The sequence below is a fragment of the Corynebacterium ulcerans genome, from assembly GCF_900187135.1.
Taxonomy (GTDB): domain Bacteria; phylum Actinomycetota; class Actinomycetes; order Mycobacteriales; family Mycobacteriaceae; genus Corynebacterium; species Corynebacterium ulcerans.
In genome coordinates this window covers 1571489-1592633 of sequence record NZ_LT906443.1, presented here as the reverse complement: position 1 = coordinate 1592633, position 21145 = coordinate 1571489, and the positions used below count along the sequence as shown (strand labels likewise).

Sequence of the window (21145 nt, the reverse complement as noted above, 5' to 3'; positions counted from 1 at the left end):
TGTGTTTACGATCAATATCGCAGGCGATGCTTCAAGCGCACTCAGTCACTTCGCTTTGTTGGGCTTAGCAGCTGTGGCAGAAGAGATGGGAGATAATTCTGTTAGGTTGATGTGGTCTTTAGACTCTGAACCCAAGGCTCAATTAAGAAGTATCTACGATCCCCTCCTCATTGCTCAGCGCATTCGGGAATTAGCAACTCGGTGGTCGGAGGATTCTTCTTGGGTCAAGGCTCGAAAAGACTACGCCGGGAAACAATTCGCTCCTTTTTCTCCGCGGATCAAGGCGATTGATGCAGAAAAATCCCCACACGATTGGGAAGAACATCACCACATTCGCACGTCGCACGTCGATCAGCTTCTTGCGGATAAGCGCTGGCTGGATCTCTCTTTCATCTCAGCTTTAGGAGAACCTTCCTATTGGCATAATGAGAAAAAAGCCCCTCGGCCAGATCATGGGGCATCTCGGTGGGAAATGAAAACCCGTAATCGAGGAGAAGAGTTTGTTCAACACCGGCTCAGCTTGATGGTGGACGAACTTTCCTCCTGGACAAACGAGGACATACTTGCAGGAATTCAAGGAAAACAAGTCCATGATCCATTAGGAAAGAATTCTCCCGATTCAAGGACTTCGACAGGATTAACACCACCCGGCCCCACCGACGTAGCTCTTGCATTTGTAGGTCTACTGGGCATTGCATCTTTCCAGCTCGCGCCACAAGTCAAGGAAAAATCGGTAACACCGGGTGCATTCCCACCTCAAGCACTCCACCCAGTGTTGATGGTTCTTCCCATGTCTTCCACCCCAATCTCCTTAGGCCGAGCACGCTCTGTCCTTAGGTCAGAGGCTATTGCGTGCATCGGAGGAGAGATTGTCCGGACAGGTGATATCGGCACTACTGCGGTGGTGTCAGCAAGCAAATGGCTGCTAGAACATGGGATTAATGCCGTAGCACTGTTTGACATAAAAAAGGCCGGCAGTTCGAGCGCACCGGAACGGCAAGTCCAACCAGGTTCCGTGCTTCCGTTGGGTTAAGACAATGCAGGCACTCATCGACCCGGTCCCAATCAGCTTGGTTGTGCACACCGAATACTGCGAGCGCAGAACCTGGCTTGAGCTCAACGGTGAGCAGACCGATACGTATCAGATGCAAGCTGGAAAGAGCTCACACGTCCATGTTGATAACCTCAAAACTTCCACGCCCCACCGACAAGTATCTGTAAAAGTCTGGTCAGATGAACTCGGAATCCTAGGCATCTGCGATAGTCTCGAGACTTTGCCAGACGGAACCATACGAGTAGTCGAATTCAAAGCAACTCCTGTCCGTAAGGCACCAATAGTCACTGATGCCAACAGGCTACAACTGGCTTTGCAAGGGATATGTCTCAGAGAAATGGGGTATAAAAAGCTCGAATATGCTGTGTACTTCACGGATCATCGAAAAACAATCGAAGTGGAGTTGAATTCTGCCGATTTTGAGCATGCGAAAAATCAAGCGCTACGAACTCATGAAATAGCACAAGCGAGTACTTCTCCTATCCCGTTGGATGAAGATCCGCAGTGCACGTGGTGCTCCCACTTATCTGTATGTCTTCCCGATGAGCTCTTCCAAAGACAACCACAGCGACGTGTCCTGGCTCAAAACCCTGACAGCCAAGTACTGCACCTTACAGAGCAAGGGTCACGTGCTTCAAAGAAAAACGGAAGAATCGAAGTCCACAGAAAATCAGAACTTCTCGGTTCCGTGCCGATTGAGCGCGTTCAGGCAGTAGTGCTCCACGGCAACATTGATCTCTCAAGCGCTCTTATCAGGGAGCTGGCGTGGCAGCATCGGCCAGTGGTGTGGTGCTCAAGTACTGGCCGGCTATATGGCTGGATGCTACCCGGCGATGGGCCAAATGGACTAGCACGTGTCCGGCAACATGTACTGGCTGAAACTGGTTTCATTCCTATTGCCAGTGAGATTATTAGTTCCAAAATCTATAACCAAGCAACGATGCTACGCAGACACGGCTCGGCTAAAGAAGCAGTTGCATCGCTGCGCAGGCTCCAGGAAACTGCACGAACAGTAAACGACATCCCGTCTTTGTTTGGGGTTGAGGGCGAGGCTGCTAGCAAATATTTTGAATCTTTTGGATCAATGCTTAACGACGCCGCTCTTCATAGCCTGGGAGCCCAGTGGCTAGGAAGAAAAGGTCGAGGGGCACAAGATCACATCAATGTACTGCTCAACTACGCGTACGGAATGCTCACTGCGGAATGCGTACGAGCGCTCATTGCTTGTGGGTTAGATCCTCATGCCGGTTTTCTGCACAGTAGTAATCGAAACAAACCAGCAGCTGCTCTCGACCTGATGGAGGAGTTCCGACCAGTGGTAGCTGATTCGGTTGTTCTAACGCTGATCAACCGACGCGAGATTGCTTCCCGAGACTTCTTTATCCGCGACAAAGGGCAAGCGCTCACCACAGACGGAAGAAAGAAAATAGTCAAAGCCTTTGAGCGAAGGATCCAAACCCAGTTCAAACATCCCACATTTGGGTACAGCGTTTCCTGGCGGCGCGCAATTGAAGTTCAAGCCAGGATGATGCTCGGAGTATTAGACGGAACCCAGCTTCGATACAAAGGAGTGAAAATACGATGAGGCGGGATGATGTTCGTCGTACGATTATCGCCTACGATATTGCCCACGATAGACGTCGAAATAAGCTAGCTAAGATCTTGCAAAAATATGGCGACAGGATCCAATACAGCGTTTTTGTTGTCGATTGCAGCCCTGCAAAGCTGCTTCGGCTAAAGGATGAAATAAAACTCAGTATTAATGCTGAGGAAGATTCCGTTTTATATTGCGATCTTGGACTGCTGTCGAAAGTAGACACCACATTTACTTACGAAGGCAGAAAACAAGAGATCACTGACAATGAATTTCTGATTATCTAGCCGCAAGAAACTACCGCGAAGACCCTGCGGACTTTAAAAATCCCGGGAGGTCTTCGCGGTCACGTTTTCCCTTGTCATTGTGGTTTTCATAGAGCAACAACGATCACCCCTTTGGAAAATAACTTCATAAAAGTCGAGAACTTCGCAATAAAAGGGCAAATACCGAGGCTAAGTCAGTTAAAATGAGGGGGCTGTCGCTGCGGCTTCGGTCGCAGCCTTTCATTGAGGTTTGTAACCTAATCGCGGTTGCGTACGACCGCTGTGTGGTCGCTGCGGCTTCGGTCGCAGCCTTTCATTGAGGTGTCAATGACCCCGATGATTTCTCTTGGACTGGGACTTCTGTCGCTGCGGCTTCGGTCGCAGCCTTTCATTGAGGTAGCCCACAGAACACTTACTGATTTAGTGGGGGAAAGTCGCTGCGGCTTCGGTCGCAGCCTTTCATTGAGGTCTAGGAGCAGAAGACACCGACTACGTCAGAGCAGTAACCCGAAAAACCCTCATCGCAGGTCGCTGCGGCTTCGGTCGCAGCCTTTCATTGAGGTAGGCGGACTTCGCGCTGGTGGAGGTCTACATCGCGGTAGTCGCTGCGGCTTCGGTCGCAGCCTTTCATTGAGGTGTTCAGGAGATGAAAACGTGGACGACTGAGCAGCTGGTCGCTGCGGCTTCGGTCGCAGCCTTTCATTGAGGTTTCGGTGGGGATGAGCAAGCTTTTCCGGTGACACCGTCGCTGCGGCTTCGGTCGCAGCCTTTCATTGAGGTTTCATTCGTGAAGATGCGCGCTTTTTAATGCGCGTGGGTCGCTGCGGCTTCGGTCGCAGCCTTTCATTGAGGTGACGCTGTAGGGCTGCGCGGTCCTCATCGGACGCGCTGGTGCTCGAGATCTGCGCAATGGAGCGGGCTGTTGCTAAGCTCATAGCCGTGCTTTCTCCCCAGCTGGTACTGAGTGATAAGCGAGCGTCAGGTAGTTGGAACTGCCTGGCGCTCATTCATTTTTCAAATGTCACCACACACCCCTACGGAGCATGTACGCACTTCGGATACACGACTCGCATTTGCGTTGTTCAACGCCACAGAACGATATCCAGTCCATCGTCTAGAGCCAGCAGCTAGTACTGCTTTATTTCCGTAGACTGCCCAACATGAAAGAGAAAAAACTATCGTCCTTAGTATTCGGAAACGTTATCCTTGAATCTCAGATTTTGGGGACAACCATCCGAATATACGCTGATGACATGCGGTCTTATTCTTTTCGACCTAGTCCTTATGCCTCCCTCTCCGTCCCCTTAAACGAGTTAAAAGGGCAGCTTCAGCCTGACCACGCCGAAGCTCTCGCTAAAAAAGTTTTCGATTCTGTAGCTGAAGAGCTAAACAAAAACTACCCAGGTGGTTGTGAGCGCGCAGAAAAAGAACTAAAAGCCTGGCTCATGCGCACTAACTAGTTCACATTGCACGGAAGATGGACTTCTCTAGAGATGCCAAAGCCATGATGCGATCCTGCAAAAATCTCTCCAGAAATTCGGTAATCATGACCAGAAGTAGTTGGCCCACAGATTGCTTCTCCACGGACAAATCCGTAGCCACCTTCGGTAAGGCTCTTAAAAGTTTCGTCTACAGTCTCATAGAAAAATCCAAAATGTTCTTCTTGGAGTCGGATCTTTGCGCTTAGCGGAAGGAACCCAGTTCCAGCACACACAGGCGCTACCGCTTGGCGGAATAGCAGTCCACTATTCCACCAAGGTTTCCGCGATTACACGATTCATTGTGAGATTAGACCCCCCTTTATTCTCACAATCCCCTGGTCACGCACAACTAACCAATGTTTATCCATTGCCCCACCCCTCTTCCATATGTTTGAATAACTCTTAAACAATCATCTCAGTCCGTTTGAGGTGTGGAAAAGAGTTATATATGCCTCGATATGAACCACGTTTTTGGTTGCCAGCAGATGGAACTGGTCTGCCACGCCGTGACAAAATCGGTGGCGCCTATGAGGCCTATGTTCCAGATACCCTCTCCGATACATCCCTGGTGATCGACCCAGAGCTGGCCCAAAAATCTGCGGAGATTGAACGTTCGATTATTGCATTGGGAAGCCATAAGGGTTCCGGACATTTAGAGAGTATCGCCCGATTGTTGATGCGATCTGAGGCGATTTCCTCCTCACGCATCGAGGGTATCGCACCCAATGTGGACAAAGTCGTCCTCGCAGAGCTCGCCCAGTCCGAACAAGTACGAGGTTTCAAGGAAAGTGCCGAAGCTGTGGCCCGAAACCTCCAGGTTCTGCGCACTATTGAAGAATCCTTCGCAACAGAACCGGTGATTACACCGGGGTACCTCAGCAGACTCCAGACCGAACTTCTTGGCCCCCGCCCAACAGTTCCGGTCGGGATTCGCACAATACAAAACTGGATCGGCGGATCAGGACGCACACCCATCGGCGCCGAATTCATCCCACCGCCACCCGAAGAGGTGCCTGCTCTTGTCACAGATTTGTGTGAGTATGCCAACGGTGCAGCTCACGGCGCTTTAATTCAGGCTGCCATTCTCCATGCGCAGTTTGAGACGATTCATCCATTCGCAGATGGCAATGGTCGCGTCGGCAGGGCTCTCATTCATGGCGTTCTGCTACGTCGCGGTCTAACGCGCCAGACCATGCTTCCCATCAGCCTTGTCCTAGGCACATGGTCTGATGCTTATGTCGCTGGACTGACCGCTTATCGACGCGGCGATCTGAATGTTTGGCTGAAAACGTTCCTCGATGCAACGCAGCAAGCTGTCCATCAAGCCGAGCTGATCGCTACCGATCTACAAGCCATTCAAGAGCAATGGCGCAGCATGGTGGATGACTATCGCAAGACTCAAGGTAAAACCCGTGCATTGCGTGAGGACTCCATTGACTTCAAGCTACTTACCGGCTTGGCAGCTCATCCTATAGTTACTGCCAAAACCTTAGAACGCTTGTATGGCGTTACGGCATCCAATGCCCGCCGAGCATTAGAGGACTTAGAGCAAGCGGGAGTCCTACGGGTCAAAGTTATTGGAGTGCGCGGAACCGCCGGTTATTATGCGGACGACATTCTTGAGCTCATTACGCTCGCAGATCGACAGCTCGCTAGCAGTCGCTTTGACACCAGACTCTCCCCACCCCTGGGACGTGGAGTGCCAGAGCTCCCTCAGCATTAACTATCTGAACTGGGCACAGCGCCCCGCTTCCCCGCTATTCCACCAAGGTTTCCGCAATTACACGATTCATTGTGAGATTAGCCCCCCCTATTCTCACAATCCCCAGGTCACGTTGATGTGGATGAGATTTGTTTAGTGATTTTCTATCACCCATCCACCCGTTCAATGTTTGGATAATTGCTAAACAATCATGTCAAGCACTTTCGGGCACGGAAAGCGATTAAACATGCATTGTCAGTTTCAGTGTTAAAGCCAGGAGTGGCCGATACGCACTGACCAGCACCACCTCCACAAAACCCTCCGAATCACAGGCCATTGGACTGTATGGGTCTAACAGCAACCGCCCCTACCGCTTTGCCAACCGCACGGCAGAAATGAGCCCTAGCAACAGCACTCCGGCTGATACGTACAGCACCGAAGAGGTGGCGTCGGCAAAGGCTGTGCTGAGAACACTTCCCACGTCAGGCCTCATCTTTTCTGCCAGAGCAGGGATTGCGGCGCCAGCGGAATCGGCGGTAGCGTGCGCCAACTGCTCAGCTTGCGGCCCTGTCATTCCGAGGTTCGTGAGGCCTTCTGTTACCCGGCGCACTACGTCGATTGCTAGGACAGTTCCCGCGATTGCCACACCGAGCGCGGAGCCGAGCTGGCGGGAGGTCGACTGCGTGGCCGATCCCATGCCGGAGGATTCGACGGGGACGTCGGCAAGCACAACAGAAGCCAGCTGCGCCGAGGCAAGCCCTACGCCCGCGCCGTAGATCGCCAGGACCAGGGCAATAAGCGGCGCCGACGTCGCAGGACCGATCAGCAGGCCCGCTCCCGCAATACCGACCACCTCTAGCACGAGCCCAATAATCACGGTGACCGCAGGTCCAAATGTGGCTGCCAGATGGCGAGCAGCCGCACCGGACAGGATCGAGCCAAGCGCCAAAGTAGCAAGCACCCAACCTGCGTGAATAGCGCCTAGGTGCAGTACCGAAATAAGGTACAGCGGCAGAACGAACAATGCGGAGAATTCACCTAGTGCCACGGTCAGCGCGGTGATATTGCCGTTGCTAAAGGATCCGATGCGGAAGAGGCGGACGTCGAGAAGCACCGGCTTGCCGGCTCGCTGACGCGCGCGTTCCAGGACGATAAAAAGCACAGTAGCGATAAGTCCAAAGGCAATCGCAAACGGCACTGGGGAATTCCACCAGCCTAACGACGTCCCCTCAATGAGCCCGAAGACCGTCAACCCGAGAGCCAGGGCAGAAAGCAGGGTGCCGGGGACATCAAAACCAACAATGGCTCCCTTATGGTCCGGCCCGAAGACAAAGTGGCCGGCGATGAGCAGCGCAATGACGATAGGAATGTTGATCAAAAAGATCCAGTGCCACGAAAACGACTGCGTGAGCCAGCCACCGAGCAACGGGCCAATGGCCGCCATCGATGCCATTGTGGCGCCCCAAATTCCAAACGCCCGTGCTCGTTCCTGGTCACGGAAAACAGTATTGATAGTGGCCAAGGTGGATGGCAGGATCATCGCACCGCCAACGCCTTGCAGCCCCCTGGCCAGGATCAAGAGAGCTGCAGAGCCGGATACCGCGGCCAGCAGCGAGGCAAGCGCAAAGACGATAAGGCCGATGCGGAAGATAAGGACACGACCGAATTTATCCCCCAGTGTTCCCGTGAACAGCAGCAATGCGGCAAAGACCACGGAATACAGAGAAGAGACCCATTGCGCATCAGTGAGGCTCAAATCGAGCGACGTGATGATCACGGGAAGTGAAACAGAAACGATTGTTGAGTCGAGAACAATGAGCGATACGCCGATCATCAGGATCGTCAGCACTGCCCAGCGGTTGGATGTCTTGGTCATGGTGGAACCTCTCTCAAACCACTTTCAAAACTGCGACAGGGTGTCGCGCTATGGGTCCATTAAAGCACATTCGGAGACGCTTCGCGCAAGTGCTTTAATGGAAAACATGGGTAGCCGGGAAGAAAATCGGGAAAAAACGCAGGCAGCAATACTCGACGCAGCCGAGGCCCTGCTCCGCGAAGGCGGAGTGGAAGCTCTTACGGCGGGAGCCGTCGCACAGCGCGTTGGTCTAGCCCGTAACTCGCTCTATCGCTACGTGGGATCCATGGATGAACTGCGCGGACGCGTCATCTTACGACACTTTCCCGACTACGTAGATGCCATCAACCAAGCCATCCATGAGGCGACCACCCCCACGGAAGCCCTGTGCGCCTATATCACAACAAACGTGCAGATCGTGGCAGTGGAAAATCACGGCTGGCTCATGGAATTGGCACAAGGTGTCGGCGGGGAGGCTGAAGCGAACATCGCCCACATTCACCGCCAGCTGATCAAATCCCTAAGCAACCTACTTATACCGTTTGACCTGGACAATCCGACACTCGCAGCCGCACTCATTCAGGGACTGCTCAGCACAGGCTTCAGCGCACTGGAACGCGGACATGACGTGCAAGAAGTGACCGCGCTATGCGTGCAAGGTGCGCTGGGGATCGTCGGCAAGCCACAATAAGCACGCATTCAACCGGGGCATCCACACGACCATTCATAAGGGTAGGTTTTCCCTGCTAAGGGTAGGTTTCTAATCCTTGCCATCCACCACTTCATAGGCCACAATCGGCAGAACACTCACTTATTGAGTAGCGCCGCTTTCTACCCTAGGCAGGATAATCATGACGTTCCCCGACTACACCGCCGCGCAGCCGGAAACCCACGCACAGCCGGAGACTCACAAAGAATCGTCGAATCGACTTAACTCCCGCCTCAACTGGCTGAGGGCTGGCGTGCTCGGAGCCAACGACGGAATCGTTTCCGTATCCGCACTCATCCTTGGTGTGATAGCCACTGGCGTGGGCCACGGCGCCATCTTGGCAGCCGGTATTGCAGCTACGGTGGCTGGTGCTATCTCCATGGCGTTGGGTGAGTTTGTCTCGGTCTCCGCGCAACGCGACTCGGAGCGGATGGTCATGGAGCGCGAGCGTCTTGAGCTGCTTCATACCCCTGAAGAGGAACGACACGAGATCGCAAAGATCCTCTCGGACTATGGAATGTCAGAGGAAACCGCCTTGCGCGCCGCCACCGAAATTGGGCACAACGACCCGTTCCCTGCACACTTACGCATCGAATATGGCATCGACGCCCAAGACCTGACCAGCCCCTGGCACGCTGCCTTTTCTTCCGCAGCCGCCTTCACCCTGGGAGCTATCCTTCCCCTGCTCATGGTGGTCATCGCGCCTCAGGGCAACAGCACGGTAGGAGTCATCGCGGTCAGCTCGATCACCATCATCGCGCTCGCGGTTACCGGCTATCTCTCTGCAGCCATCGCTGGCACATCGCGGATGCGTTCCGTTCTACGCCTGGTGCTTGGCGGCACCATCGGATTGGCGCTCACCTATGTGGCCGGCGCGCTTTTCGGCGGAGTCGTCTAATACCCCCTCTTGAGGGCTTTTTGCCCTTCCATCCCCTACAAAAATCGGAAATTTTCATTTTTCCTCCCTGCTGGTCAATGCCAGTGAACCGATTCACTTAACCGATACACAAACGCAATTACCACCCTCACCTGCATAAAAGCGTCGATATAGTGGCGTGCATCCATAGGGACGGGGGTTGCGTTTTTGCAGCCTCCTTCCCGTCGTCGCTTGCGAGTAAAGAGGAATCTGCATGAGTAACAACAGAACTATCCGCGTGGCCATTGCCGGGGTTGGCAACTGCGCTTCTTCGCTTATCCAGGGCGTGGAGTACTACAAAGACGCTGACCCCGCCACCAATGTCCCCGGTCTCATGCATGTGCAGTTTGGCGACTACCACGTGGGCGACATCGAGTTCGTTGCCGCCTTTGATGTGGACAAAGAAAAAGTTGGCCTAGATCTCTCTCAGGCCATCAATGCCTCAGAAAATTGCACGATCAAAATCTGTGACGTCCCCGAACAAGGGGTCACCATTCAACGGGGCCCCACGCTGGATGGGCTGGGGAAGTATTACCGCCAAACCATCACAGAATCCGATGCTGAACCCGTCGACGTTGTCGGCACGCTCAAAGACGTCCGCGCGGATGTCCTGGTTTCCTATCTTCCAGTCGGTTCCGAGGAAGCGGATAAGTTCTACGCGCAGTGCGCTATCGACGCCAATGTGGCCTTTGTCAACGCCCTTCCCGTGTTCATCGCCTCCGATCCAGAGTGGGCGGAAAAATTTGAAAAAGCCGGGGTTCCCATCGTGGGCGATGACATCAAATCGCAGGTAGGGGCCACGATCACTCACCGCGTGCTCGCAAAATTATTTGAGGAGCGCGGCGTGCATCTTGATCGCACGATGCAGCTGAACGTCGGCGGCAATATGGACTTTAAAAATATGCTTGAACGCGAGCGTCTAGAGTCCAAGAAAATCTCCAAGACGCAGGCAGTCACCTCTAACTTGGATCAACACATCGAGGCACACGACGTCCATATTGGCCCATCGGATTACGTCGGCTGGCTGGATGATCGCAAGTGGGCTTATGTTCGCCTGGAGGGGACCGCGTTTGGGGATGTACCGCTTAATCTTGAGTACAAGCTGGAAGTATGGGATTCGCCTAATTCTGCCGGCATCATCATCGACGCTATCCGTGCCGCCAAGATCGCTAAAGATCGTCGACTCGGCGGCCCAGTATTCGCAGCGTCCTCGTATTTGATGAAGTCCCCGCCCCAGCAGCTTCGCGACGAACACGCCCGCGCGGAACTGGAATCATTTATTGCCGGCGACCCTAGCTAAAACGCAACTGCCCCCCTGAGAATGAGGCATCTCAGGGGGCTTATTTGTTGCCGTCGATTAGCGGGCGGCGAGGCCGCGGATCACCCGCGCGACCTGGTTGGCGTCGATGTTGAGCCCATCTGCACGCATTACAGCTTGAGAGCTTTGACCTGCGTCTATGCCTGCGAGGTGGGCGGCGTTATCCAGCAGGATGACCAGGTCGCCAACGGTGTAGTTACCGCTAGCCATCTTGTTCAGTTGATCGACCGGGAGCTTGCCAGCCTTAGCCAAAGCCTGCACCACCGCGGTGAGGTCCTGCGCACCTTCGGAGCTCAGGCCTGCGGCTTCGGCGGCTTGAATCAGTTGTGGCGCGGCAGCTGCCCCGGCGCTCAAAGCCAGAATGACCGCCACTACCCCACCTGCGCTCTTACCCAGGTCAGCCAGCTCGGGGAGGTTGATCGAGGCGAATTTATTGCCCGCAGCGTGGAGATTACCTGCAGCAAAAGCGGCAAGTTCGCCGTCGTCACCGTTAAACAGGTTCATATCTACGTCGCCGACAATGCCGTTAATGCGTCCGGAGCTGGAGCGCTGCCAGAAATCAATTTGATCCCAGCCGCCCACGGTCCCGGGCACCTGTGCCTGATATGCCGCAAGCCAGAGTGGGTACTGCGAGAACTCAGTGGTGTTAGCCATCTGCTCAATCCAGAAGTACCGGTAGGTGTAGATCATGGGGACGCGACCAGTCTGCTTTTCCAGCTCTTGAACAAAGTCTCGTGTCCAGTTGACCAGCTCCTGCGGGGTTTTCCCCTCAGCTACCTCAAGGTCCAGGACAGGCGGCAAGGAATGATTCGGCGTATGAGAGATGACCTTGGCGTAGTGACGCGCCTGCTGTCGTGCGTCAGCGCCCGGACGGGCGTAGTGATACGACCCGACTTTGAGCCCCTGAGCCGCGGCTTGGGTGATGTCGCTAGCGTAAAAGTCGTTGGTCCAGCCCAGTCCCTCTGTCGCTTTAACAAAAGCGAAGGACTGGCCGTGGGACTTGACGTCCTGCCAATTGATGCTGCTGCCGTTGGGGTGTTGGTGACCCGAAACGTCTATGCCTGAGGACGCGCCGATCGGGAAGGGAAGCGGAATTGCTTGGACCGAGGCGACGGCAAACGTGGACGAGGCAAGAACTGTACAAAGGGCAGTCTTCAGACGACGGGTTTTCATCATGATCGCCACCCTACCAATAATCCCACTAGTCACATAAGTAACATTCGTAACAATTATTGCTTTCTCACATCTTAGAACACTAAAAAATTTTAAACCAAGTTGGAAAATCGCTGCACAGAACACATATTTCCAACCCTTTGAACAAGTAAAGGGGCCGGTTAGGGCCCCAAAAATTTTTTAGCGCTTTACCTCCCCTATTACCCCACCCGCATCCGCAGATCGCGGCATACCTGCCATAAGCATCTGCCGGCGATCTGCGGATAACGCGCTCGTGCGCCTAATTCTCCAGCGCCACGCTCTCTTCCAGTTCTGTTGGCATAGCCGCATCCTCTACCAGTGATGCACCCTGATCAGAAGTAGTCCACGTGAGCTTCTTGGTTTGTTCATCCCACTTATAGCTGAGAACCTTTCCGCTCTCGGCGACAGTGACAAGATAGTTGCTGTCACCTCTTCCATCAGGCCCATAACTTTCCTGCCAATCACGGTCATACGCAACCTTGAGCTGATAGTCACCCGGCGTCGGCACCTTAGGAAGACGCGTTCCATAGGTGTGCGCACCCGTGCGCGTCAGCATGGTTGCTAGACATGCCGGTCCCCAGTTGCCATATGCATCGCTCTTCTCGACGTTCGCCGGGCACTCCAACGCACCGCCCATCGTCCCCGGCAGCGTGATCACGCGATGCTCTGCGGTATTAAAGAACTCATGAGTTTCCGGGTGATAGAAGAACGTTACTTTTTGCTTGTCCTGGGTCACCTGGAACTTCACGTTTTTACCATCTGGAATACCCTCGTCACTCTCACGCGTTCCCTCGCTTAGCGCCCCATAGCTCTGATCCCAAGAACCGCCAGTAGCAATCTTGTATTCGTACTCGCCTGGCTTAAGGGTCAGCTCTGCGGTCTTCCATCCGGAAGAATCATCGCGCAGTTCAGCAGCCGCACACGTAGGGTCCCAATTACCTTCTTGACCTCCCGTACATCCGAGGTCTTTGGTAAAGTTCCCCGCCACAACGGCAGCGGGAACAGTGGCGGAAGCCGTGGTCGCAGAAACACTTAAGGCCCGGGAATCAACAGCCAAGTCCACGCCAACAACACCCCAACCATGGGAGGCTGTTTCTTTATTGTCGCCGTCGACGGTGACGGTCCGATACTCCACCACGGTACCCGGCTCAAGGTCACGCACATTATGGAAAATACGAGCGTCTTGGCCGGTGTCGGTCCCAAGGTAGTTCCACTCTTTTTCGCCAAGCTTGCGCCATCCAAAGTTGGTTTCTGACCAAGCGTTTCCGCCGACTGTCGTCATGATCGGCGCATCACCCTTAAGCTCTTGGCCCACAATGTTCAGACCGCCGGACACAGACCCTGTGACCTGCTTTCCGTTTTTCACCTTGTACACCACAGCGGTTAAGCCCGGAACGGTGACATGGGTTTTTGCCTCGTTGTCAGTGGTCAGAGATGTAGGAGCTTCATTGCCGTAGATACTGCTTATATAGACCCGCTCGAATTCAGCGTTAGGAGTCAAAGCGTTCAGGTCCACCTCGCGCGTGGTGGTGGCGTTATTCAAGGCCACCAAGTACTCCTGCTTTTCCTCACGATTCACACGAGAAAATGCATAGATACCCGCACCTGACGTTGCATAGCGCTCAATCTGCGCACCCTCTACCAGGGCTTTATTCTCTTTGCGCAGTTTTGCCAACTCGGTAATCGTCTTTGCCACCGGAGCATCAGGCTTAAAGTGGTCGCCCGTTCCAAACTGATCGCCATTGACCAGCTGCTCGTTGTGCACATCCGTGACCTTCGTGGCAAACATATCCTGCCGTGCATCTTTATCGGATCCACTCCCGGCAAATCCCTGCTCATCGCCATAGTAAACAACTGGCTGACCGCGAGTGAGGTACAACAGGGCGTGCGCGAGCTGATCACGTCGGAGTCGCTCGGCACCGTCACCACTATTCTGTAGCAGGCTTCCGATACGACCCATGTCATGGTTTCCCAGGAAGGTCGACAGCACGGCGGCGTCGGAACGCGTTGTGGTGTACCAGTCATCGCCATAGAACAGGGACTTCAGCTTGTTGGTGTCCCCGCCTTTAGCAAAGTCAACGGCGTTATTCTGGAACGCAAAATCGAGAACAGCATCCATATGCGTCTCGCGAACAAAGGGGCTCAGAGCCTCCGGGCTAAAGTTGTAGGCCTCACCGAACATGAAGAAGTCGCCCATGCCCTTTTCCACGGCATGCTGGTGCACTCTCTCCGTCCATTGCTTCCAAAAAGCAAGGTCAACATGCTTAACGGTGTCGATGCGGAAGCCATCCAACCCGTAGTCAACCCACTCGTTGTAGATCTTGGTCATGCCGTCGACAACGGTTGGGTGTTCTGTCATGAGGTCGTCAAGACCAAAGAAGTCACCCATGATCACAGATTCGCCCCCATCGTCGAACATGCTGTTACCACGGTTGTGGTAGAGGGTGACGTCGTTAAGCCAATCAGGGGTCATTTTTTCAGCCGGATTCGTACGCTGAGGGGTATAAGGGAACGATTTCTCGTTGAGCTTAGGAAACTCGCTCGCGTCCTTGCCCGCGTAGTCTTCTAGCCGGAATTCTTTTCCGTTGACATCCTTGTAGGGCTTTTCCTGCTGCGAGACATACGTGCTGCCATTGGAGCCGTTGCCGCCGGCCAGCTGAATCAGGTCGGCCGTATGGTTGGTCACGATGTCAAAGTAGACCTTCATTCCCTTCTCATGCGCAGCCTTGATCAGGTCCTTCATGTCCTGGTTGGTGCCCAGGTGCGGGTCGATCTGAGTGAAGTCCGTGATCCAATACCCGTGATAGCCAGCCGAGGCATCATTACCCGCTCCCTGCACTGCTTTATTTTTAAAGGAGGGTGTCAACCAGATTGCAGTGGTGCCCAGGCCCTGGATGTAATCCAGTTTCTGGATGATGCCTTTGATGTCACCGCCGTGATAGAAGGCTTTCGACGTTGGATCGAATCCGTGCTGAGCCCTATCCCCCTGCTCAGCCGATGCGTCCCCTCGGTCATTCTGAGTATCGCCGTTATTAAAGCGATCTGTGAGCACAAAATAGAAGTTATTCTGCGCAGCGTTCTGGCGGTATGGAGCCTTGATCAACTCCCGATCCTCCGGCTTGACCTCATGATCACCGGTAGTGATCTGGGTGGGCCTGAGCCCAATATGGTGGCTCTCCGGATCGAATATGAACTCAAGTTCTGCGTCTGCCGCCAGCTTCAGCGGGACATTGTCGTCCGTGTAACCCTTTCCGGGAGCGCCGTAACTCGTTTTCCAGTCGCCATCCAGAACGACCTTAAAATTCCAATCGCCTTTGGGGACCTTAACCTTCTTGCTGTAGAACTTGCCCTGCTTCTCCATCTGGGTCTGAGAGCATGCAGGATCCCAGTCCTTTGTACAGCCAGCTTTGGTTTGGAAATCCGCCGCGATCACAACAGAACTCGGGTCGGCAGCCTGGGCTGGGGGCCTGGATAGAGCACCACCAGCAGTGATGAGCGTAAGTGTGGTGAGCGCGGTAAATATTCTTCGCGCATGACAACGATAAGTTTTCACGTCTTTGAAAGCCTTACTTCAGTGATGAGGGAATAAAACACGAGCATTCTTTTACAAAGTGTGACTGGCATATAATTTTTGATTATTTGTGCCAGCAGTCACCGTTATAGGTAGGCTAACATTCTTTGCTGGTTTGAAACGTAAATTTTTTAAAATTAGTTTCAGTAATCTCCGCGATTCTCACCACACCAGAGAAAGACCCCTAGCCCGAATAAGCTACTCCCCAGCGATCGGTGCCCGATTTCTCAGTCCAATCACTGGGGAGTAGTTCAAAATGAAGGTCATTCGGCCGATTTTCGCCTAGCAACAAAGAGCCACATCACTCCGATCAATAACACAGCAAGAGTAAATCCTAGACCTATATCTTTGGACTTTTCTGCCACAACTTCGCCGTAGCTCCGTTCCGGAAAGGAGTGGTGCTACAACCAAGCAGTAAGCCCAGCACCCGGCGATGACTGCCGCCATAGACCGGACAATCGTTTGAGACTTATAAAAGTTTGACACTTATAAAACCCCTTCCGATAGCTAACAAAACAGAGCCAAAGCTAATTCACGCTATTCAAAAATATTATCAATGTTATAGCTTACTGGTTACCCTATCGTTACTAAAGGTTGAACCAAGTAGGTCACTTGCCATGCACGAATCATCTTCGCCTGTTCTTATGGGGCAAATTCTCGGGAGCTAGTTCATTCATCACTAGGGGTCTTTCTCATCAAGCATGTGTCTTTATTGATAGGACACAAACCAAGGCCGAGGCTCGATCTTAAACGTCTGTTCGGGAGTGAACATCGGTTGATCCTCATCGATAAAGTTCTTCCACGCAAGGTAGAACTCGGGCTGCAGATTCTTTCGCACCATATCCCACGTGGCAAACTTATCGCCCGCGGTTCCGTGACCGTCTGCGTGAAGAACCCACGAAAGCTCCGGTGCCGTAGTGTCCAACGTTTCCCTGTCCTGCACCATCTGATGCTGGAATTGGTGCACAACAAAGACTTTTTGCGGGAGCTCATTATCCTTTACCAGGTCCCGCAGCCACGCCGCAGTCTGGTTCACTTCCCCTGCCCCAACACTGCCGACCCGTTCCATGGGTTTCTCCCCCGGCTTCAGCCGCCACTCGGGATCTATCGCTAGTCCGACGTGCGGTAGCTTGAGCAGCTCCTCAAATTGTTGCGCCTGCTCAAGGAAGCTCGCGCTGCCAGGTTGCAGGTCAAGAATCGCTATGCCGCCAGCATCACCGATCGCTTTGACCCACGGGCGCAGCTCATCGACGTTCCCCTCATTAGAATAATTGCCATCCGGCCCTGCCGACGAGCTCGCCACGGTAGCAATGATCTCAAAGGCGGGGATCACGCTTTCTTCCGGGTCAATGGCCTGATACTTACCTACCAGGTCATTCACCCTGTTCACGGCTTCCTCAGCAGGTTGCTCGCCAAGCACTCCCAGCGCCCCACCGGAAGGATGACCGTAAAGAGCTACCACGCGATGCGAGGGGAAAATGAGGTGCCCGCCACCGGGGACCTCACCATAATTAATCATCTCTACCTGGCGATTAAAGCGCTCTTTGTTGGCAAAGCTTGGGCCCAGGGCAACCACATGAGCGTCGGGATCAGCGGATAGCGTGGAGCTTTCACGCGCGTCGCCCGAAGACAGGTATTCCACCTTGGCTCCCGACGCGCGTGCGGTAGCTACATCAGCGGCCGTGGTGTGCCCGGAGACCAGGATGGACGCGCCGCCGTCGAAAAGCGGTGATTCGGGCGTGAGCTGCGAGATTTTGTCGGCGATGTTGGCTTCAGAAATTTCTGGGTCCAGGGTCTGGGGCTCGTCGATCGTGATAACGTCTTGAGCCCCGAGGCGCTTTATCTCCGCATCAATGGCCGACGCGTTATCGGCAGTGCGCACCAGCAGCGGCGCGCCCCGCTTCACCGCCTCTTTTGCGCCCTCCCATTTCTGCCCCACAGAACCACCGGCGATAACAACGGATGCGGAAGAGGAAAAGAGTAGCTTGGAGGCATCAATCCCGTCTGCACTGTCTATCTGCGTTGTTTGTTCTATGGACAGCGCATTGCTCGGGGCGCCCGCTTTCCCCGTGCTTCCGCATGCGCCCAGAGCCAATGCAGTACTGCAAAGTATGGCCATTGTTAGCTTTCGCAAGAATCACACGCTCCTTCGAGCCAGATTGCAGAGCCAAATTACGTCAGGCCATCTCTATTCCTATCGACTCAATAGGTTATCTAAATGGCACCTCTCCGATGGTACGGCGTAACTTCCTCGTCCGCAGTTTTTCTGGGGTAAGAGCAAGAAGTTCCACGGCGTGCACCGCGCACATCACGTGCGCCTGTTTGGAATTTGCATAGAAGGTTTGTGCTGCAGCCGGCAACTTAGGCACGGCGTGGAGCGGAAGATCGGAGACGGAAAGCAAGGTGCCATAAGGAATGCGGTAGCGGTACCCGTTCGCCGCAAGCGTCGCCGATTCCATGTCGCAGGCAGCAGCGGTGGAACCCCGGAGCAGCTTCCATAGTTTTTGTGGGGTGTGCCATTCCCAGTTGCGGTCGTCGGTGGAGAGGACCGTGCCGGTACGCATCATGGAAAGATCCTCGCCATATACGTCACGAACACTCGTCTCTAGGGCACGCTGCACCTCAGGAACTGCAGGAATGGGCAGGTCGAGCGGAATATGGTCATCGAGGAGGTGGTCGTCACGCTGGTAGGCGTTTCCCAGGATGAGGTCGCCGAGCCTCATGCGCCCGTCGAGCCCAGCGCAATGTCCGATCATCACCCATGCTTCCGGCCGGAGGACAGCGAGGCAGTCAGTAATCGTCTTGGCGTTGGACGGCCCCACACCAATATTGATCATGGTGATGCCCATTCCGTCTTCCGCTACTAGGTCATAGCGCGGCATCTGGAACCGAGATTCTAGGCTCAGGCTTTCACGATCGATGTTTTCTGCTTGGTCGCGCGTGATCTTGTGACCGTCGGGAAGCAACAATGCGCTGTAGCGCGAGCCTTCCCGCGACAGCTCGCATAGCCCAAAGTTCACAAATTCCCGGGCGTGCATGGCGTAGTTTGTAAATAGGATGTATTTTTGCACGCTAGCTGGGGAAATGCCCGTGTAGTGCTGGATGCGAGCACAAGCAATATCAAAGCGCTGCGGAGTGAAATGGAAAAGCGGCTTTTCCTCGCCGTGGAAGGCATCCCATTCGCCGTCGATAATGGCATCGTCAACGTCATCCAAGGTGGGGCGCGGGATTTCTGCGGCAACATCGCCTGCGCGACGGGCCTCGGTCACGCCTTCTATGCCGTCGATATACTCCGGCGGGATGCGCACGGTAGAAGGCTCCACCGTGATCACGCACTCGTAGTTTGCACAGAGGCGTTCTAGCTGTTCACAGAGGTAATCGTGAATCAACTCCGGCTTGGAGAGCACCGCCGAGTAGCATCCTGCAGCGTCGACATAGCCAAATGGCTCGGTGCGATCAACGGGGTGCCAGCTAACGATCTTCACGATGAGCTTGGGATAAACTACATCGCAGTAACGCTCGTATTCACCAGTCTCTAGAATCTCCTTGGCAAGGCTTATCGACGCCGCGTAGATGTCCTCCAGCTGTTGTACTACGTCCGCGCCCACACCTTTTTTTCATTGTCATTGCATCCTACTTTCTAGATTTTTCCTAAGGATTCTTTGTGTCTAGAGTAGCCGCGCCAGTCTCCAGATGCAGGGCGTAGAAAAGGGAGCAGCCAGAAAGACCAGTCCACAAAAAAGGGAAGGCATACATGAGGTTCAGAAGCTTTGAACAGTACGCAGCAGCAAAAGATCTGAACTGCCACGTCGCTCCCGAGGAACAAAATAGTGACTACCAATCTGGAATCGTAGAAATTTCGGAGGCCACCTGGCACATACGGACGGCACGCACCACGCCAACCAAGAAAGGTGCTTTTGTAGCCTTTTGGACCCGGAATGACGCCGGAGAGACCGTGCCTTTTAGCCCGCACAACGTACGGGGAGGTTTGCTGGTGTTTGTAGAGCAAGATGAACACCGAGGAGTCTTCACGTTCACTGCTCCACACCTTGAACGCTTAGGCATTACATCGGGAAGCGCCGCAGGAAAACGCGGTTTTCGGGTATACCCAAGCTGGTGCACTGGTCTCAATCCTCAGGCCGCCGCCACACAGCGCGCCCAAGCACCCGCGTTCAGCTTCTACTGAGCGCCCCCTATCGCCAGGCGTATCTTTTCAGCGCCGCCCCAGATACACAGAATCCACCGTGCCATGCCGCGAGCAGGTTGCTTCCCAGCCGTCGGGACGCACTTGCACCACCATGCGACGCCCGCAGATCTGGCAGAAGCGCGGTGCCTCCAACCCGGCGCGCGCCGAGGGATAAAGTCTAATTGTTTCTCCCGCAGCGATTTCTTGTCCGGTGTTGGGGTGAAAGAGCGGGGGCTCGTCGGCAAGCATTACCTGGATGAGCTCGGTTGATGTGGTTTTCATACCAGCTAGACGCTCGCATTCAGGGCTTTGATGGGAAGGCGCAATTTGCCCAGCATATCCAGGTCTTCTTCCATCGGACGGCCCAGCGTGGTCAGGTAGTTGCCCACGATCACCGCATTGATTCCGCCGAGCAAGCCTTGTTCAGTGCCCAGGTCTCCCAGGGTGAGTTCGCGTCCACCGGCGAAGCGAAGAATGGTCTTGGGCAGCGCAAGGCGGAATGCACCAATTGCAAGCAATGCATCTGGGGTTTCCATAACGTCTAGGTCTGCAAAGGGAGTCCCCGGGCGTGGATCGAGGAAGTTCATGGGAACTTCCGTGGGATTGAGCTCGGCCAGGTCGCAGGCGAATTCTGCGCGCTGTTCTAGCGTCTCACCCATACCGATGATGCCGCCGGAGCAGACTTCCATGCCGGCCTCCCCGATCATGCGCAGGGTTTCACGGCGCGATTCCCATGAATGAGTGGTGACAACGTTGGGAAAGTACGAGCGCGCAGTTTCTAGATTGTGGTTGTAGCGGTGCACGCCCGCTGCTTTGAGCCGGTCGACCTGCTCCTGGGTAAGGATGCCTATCGACGCCGCCACCTCGATATCCACCTCAGATTTAATGGCAGCTACGGCCTCTTCCAGCTGGCTCATGAGGCGCTCGTCGGGACCTTTTACCGCAGCAACAATGCAGAATTCGGTAGCGCCGGACTTTTGTGTTTGCTTTGCGGCTTCCACCAGTCCCGCAATGTCGAGCCAGGCGGAACGAACGGGGGACTCAAAAAGACCAGACTGGGAGCAGAAGTGGCAATCTTCAGGGCAGCCGCCCGTCTTGAGAGAGATAATGCCTTCTACCTCAACCTCTTCCCCACACCACTTGAGGCGTACCTCGTGCGCGAGGGCAAGAAGCTCGGGGATTCTGTCTTCTTCCAGCGTGAGTACTTGGAGGACCTCCTCCTTATTCAGGCCTTTGCCTTCCTCAAGAACCTTGGTCCGGGCAAGTTCCAGAATGTCAGTCATGGGGTTTCCTCCTCGG

17 protein-coding genes and 1 CRISPR repeat array are annotated in these 21145 nt (G+C 54.3%); of the genes, 9 read left to right on the top strand and 8 right to left on the bottom strand.

Annotation, left to right across the window (positions count from 1 at the left end):
• The first annotated feature begins 1 nt into the window (after window position 1).
• From CKV68_RS07110 to CKV68_RS07095, 4 genes are all read left to right on the top strand, one after another.
• A complete protein-coding gene (locus CKV68_RS07110; protein WP_095075895.1) occupies window positions 2–1033 on the top strand; it encodes a CRISPR-associated protein in 1032 nt (343 codons plus the stop codon).
• A gap of 4 nt (window positions 1034–1037) precedes the next feature.
• Window positions 1038–2639, top strand: coding sequence for a CRISPR-associated endonuclease Cas1 (gene cas1 / locus CKV68_RS07105; RefSeq protein WP_013910513.1), 1602 nt, complete (start codon window positions 1038–1040; stop codon window positions 2637–2639).
• The gene (cas2, locus tag CKV68_RS07100; protein WP_014835680.1) at window positions 2636–2935 is read left to right on the top strand and encodes a CRISPR-associated endonuclease Cas2; all 300 of its coding nucleotides are present in this window, start codon (window positions 2636–2638) and stop codon (window positions 2933–2935) included. The genes cas1 and cas2 overlap by 4 nt, the downstream gene beginning before the upstream one ends.
• A 193-nt stretch (window positions 2936–3128) precedes the next feature.
• Window positions 3129–3767: direct repeats of the CRISPR family, unit length 36 nt; unit sequence GTCGCTGCGGCTTCGGTCGCAGCCTTTCATTGAGGT.
• Window positions 3768–4074: 307 nt separating this feature from the next.
• Window positions 4075–4374 (top strand): hypothetical protein, encoded by a 300-nt coding sequence (locus CKV68_RS07095; protein WP_013910511.1) that lies wholly within the window; start codon window positions 4075–4077, stop codon window positions 4372–4374.
• Between the two features lies 1 nt (window position 4375).
• On the opposite strand, the gene CKV68_RS11310 is transcribed toward CKV68_RS07095, so the two are convergent.
• Complete coding sequence (locus CKV68_RS11310; RefSeq protein ID WP_172606755.1) at window positions 4376–4516, bottom strand: hypothetical protein; 141 nt, start codon at window positions 4514–4516, stop codon at window positions 4376–4378.
• Between the two features lie 327 nt (window positions 4517–4843).
• Here CKV68_RS11310 and CKV68_RS07085 point away from each other — a divergent pair, with 327 nt between their 5' ends.
• Window positions 4844–6118 carry a Fic family protein gene (locus tag CKV68_RS07085; protein WP_095075894.1) on the top strand — a complete coding sequence of 425 codons (1275 nt, stop codon included), beginning with the start codon at window positions 4844–4846 and terminating at the stop codon, window positions 6116–6118.
• Between the two features lie 346 nt (window positions 6119–6464).
• On the opposite strand, the gene CKV68_RS07080 is transcribed toward CKV68_RS07085, so the two are convergent.
• Window positions 6465–7973 (bottom strand): DHA2 family efflux MFS transporter permease subunit, encoded by a 1509-nt coding sequence (locus CKV68_RS07080; protein ID WP_095075893.1) that lies wholly within the window; start codon window positions 7971–7973, stop codon window positions 6465–6467.
• A gap of 106 nt (window positions 7974–8079) precedes the next feature.
• Here CKV68_RS07080 and CKV68_RS07075 point away from each other — a divergent pair, with 106 nt between their 5' ends.
• The 3 genes from CKV68_RS07075 (at window position 8080) to CKV68_RS07065 (ending at window position 10877) form a co-directional block, all read left to right on the top strand.
• A complete protein-coding gene (locus tag CKV68_RS07075) occupies window positions 8080–8643 on the top strand; it encodes a TetR/AcrR family transcriptional regulator (RefSeq protein WP_231910422.1) in 564 nt (187 codons plus the stop codon).
• Window positions 8644–8803: 160 nt separating this feature from the next.
• Window positions 8804–9559 (top strand): VIT1/CCC1 transporter family protein, encoded by a 756-nt coding sequence (locus CKV68_RS07070; RefSeq protein WP_095075892.1) that lies wholly within the window; start codon window positions 8804–8806, stop codon window positions 9557–9559.
• 232 nt (window positions 9560–9791) lie between these two features.
• On the top strand, window positions 9792–10877 hold the full coding sequence (locus CKV68_RS07065; protein WP_095075891.1) for an inositol-3-phosphate synthase: 1086 nt from the start codon (window positions 9792–9794) through the stop codon (window positions 10875–10877).
• Between the two features lie 57 nt (window positions 10878–10934).
• Here the strand turns inward: CKV68_RS07065 and CKV68_RS07060 are convergent, their stop codons facing one another.
• The 4 genes from CKV68_RS07060 to amn all read right to left on the bottom strand — a co-directional run bounded on the left by CKV68_RS07060 (window position 10935) and on the right by amn (window position 19268).
• Window positions 10935–12071: a glycoside hydrolase family 25 protein gene (locus CKV68_RS07060; RefSeq protein WP_013910503.1), complete on the bottom strand. Its 1137-nt coding sequence runs from the start codon at window positions 12069–12071 to the stop codon at window positions 10935–10937.
• A gap of 277 nt (window positions 12072–12348) precedes the next feature.
• Entirely contained in the window at window positions 12349–15642 is a 3294-nt protein-coding gene (locus tag CKV68_RS11525) for an alpha-amylase family glycosyl hydrolase (protein WP_095075890.1), read from the bottom strand.
• A 727-nt stretch (window positions 15643–16369) separates the two neighbouring features.
• Window positions 16370–17779: a hypothetical protein gene (locus tag CKV68_RS07050; RefSeq protein WP_095075889.1), complete on the bottom strand. Its 1410-nt coding sequence runs from the start codon at window positions 17777–17779 to the stop codon at window positions 16370–16372.
• 91 nt (window positions 17780–17870) lie between these two features.
• Window positions 17871–19268: an AMP nucleosidase gene (gene amn / locus CKV68_RS07045; RefSeq protein WP_095075888.1), complete on the bottom strand. Its 1398-nt coding sequence runs from the start codon at window positions 19266–19268 to the stop codon at window positions 17871–17873.
• A 146-nt stretch (window positions 19269–19414) separates the two neighbouring features.
• Here amn and CKV68_RS07040 point away from each other — a divergent pair, with 146 nt between their 5' ends.
• Window positions 19415–19846: a MepB family protein gene (locus CKV68_RS07040; protein WP_014525139.1), complete on the top strand. Its 432-nt coding sequence runs from the start codon at window positions 19415–19417 to the stop codon at window positions 19844–19846.
• A 27-nt stretch (window positions 19847–19873) separates the two neighbouring features.
• Here the strand turns inward: CKV68_RS07040 and bsaP are convergent, their stop codons facing one another.
• Entirely contained in the window at window positions 19874–20128 is a 255-nt protein-coding gene (bsaP, locus tag CKV68_RS07035; protein WP_095075887.1) for a biotin synthase auxiliary protein BsaP, read from the bottom strand.
• Window positions 20129–20133: 5 nt separating this feature from the next.
• Window positions 20134–21129: a biotin synthase BioB gene (bioB, locus tag CKV68_RS07030; RefSeq protein ID WP_014525138.1), complete on the bottom strand. Its 996-nt coding sequence runs from the start codon at window positions 21127–21129 to the stop codon at window positions 20134–20136.
• Window positions 21130–21145: the final 16 nt, after the last annotated feature.

Bases quoted from the DNA above. Each gene is read 5' to 3' on its own strand.
- cas1 (WP_013910513.1), top strand. From the start codon at position 1,038: ATGCAGGCACTCATCGACCCGGTCCCAATCAGCTTGGTTGTGCACACC.
- cas2 (WP_014835680.1), top strand. From the start codon at position 2,636: ATGAGGCGGGATGATGTTCGTCGTACGATTATCGCCTACGATATTGCC.
- CKV68_RS07095 (WP_013910511.1), top strand. From the start codon at position 4,075: ATGAAAGAGAAAAAACTATCGTCCTTAGTATTCGGAAACGTTATCCTT.
- CKV68_RS07085 (WP_095075894.1), top strand. From the start codon at position 4,844: ATGCCTCGATATGAACCACGTTTTTGGTTGCCAGCAGATGGAACTGGT.
- CKV68_RS07080 (WP_095075893.1), bottom strand. From the start codon at position 7,973: ATGACCAAGACATCCAACCGCTGGGCAGTGCTGACGATCCTGATGATC.
- CKV68_RS07075 (WP_231910422.1), top strand. From the start codon at position 8,080: ATGGGTAGCCGGGAAGAAAATCGGGAAAAAACGCAGGCAGCAATACTC.
- CKV68_RS07070 (WP_095075892.1), top strand. From the start codon at position 8,804: ATGACGTTCCCCGACTACACCGCCGCGCAGCCGGAAACCCACGCACAG.
- CKV68_RS07065 (WP_095075891.1), top strand. From the start codon at position 9,792: ATGAGTAACAACAGAACTATCCGCGTGGCCATTGCCGGGGTTGGCAAC.
- CKV68_RS07060 (WP_013910503.1), bottom strand. From the start codon at position 12,071: ATGATGAAAACCCGTCGTCTGAAGACTGCCCTTTGTACAGTTCTTGCC.
- CKV68_RS07050 (WP_095075889.1), bottom strand. From the start codon at position 17,779: ATGGCCATACTTTGCAGTACTGCATTGGCTCTGGGCGCATGCGGAAGC.
- CKV68_RS07040 (WP_014525139.1), top strand. From the start codon at position 19,415: ATGAGGTTCAGAAGCTTTGAACAGTACGCAGCAGCAAAAGATCTGAAC.
- bsaP (WP_095075887.1), bottom strand. From the start codon at position 20,128: ATGAAAACCACATCAACCGAGCTCATCCAGGTAATGCTTGCCGACGAG.
- bioB (WP_014525138.1), bottom strand. From the start codon at position 21,129: ATGACTGACATTCTGGAACTTGCCCGGACCAAGGTTCTTGAGGAAGGC.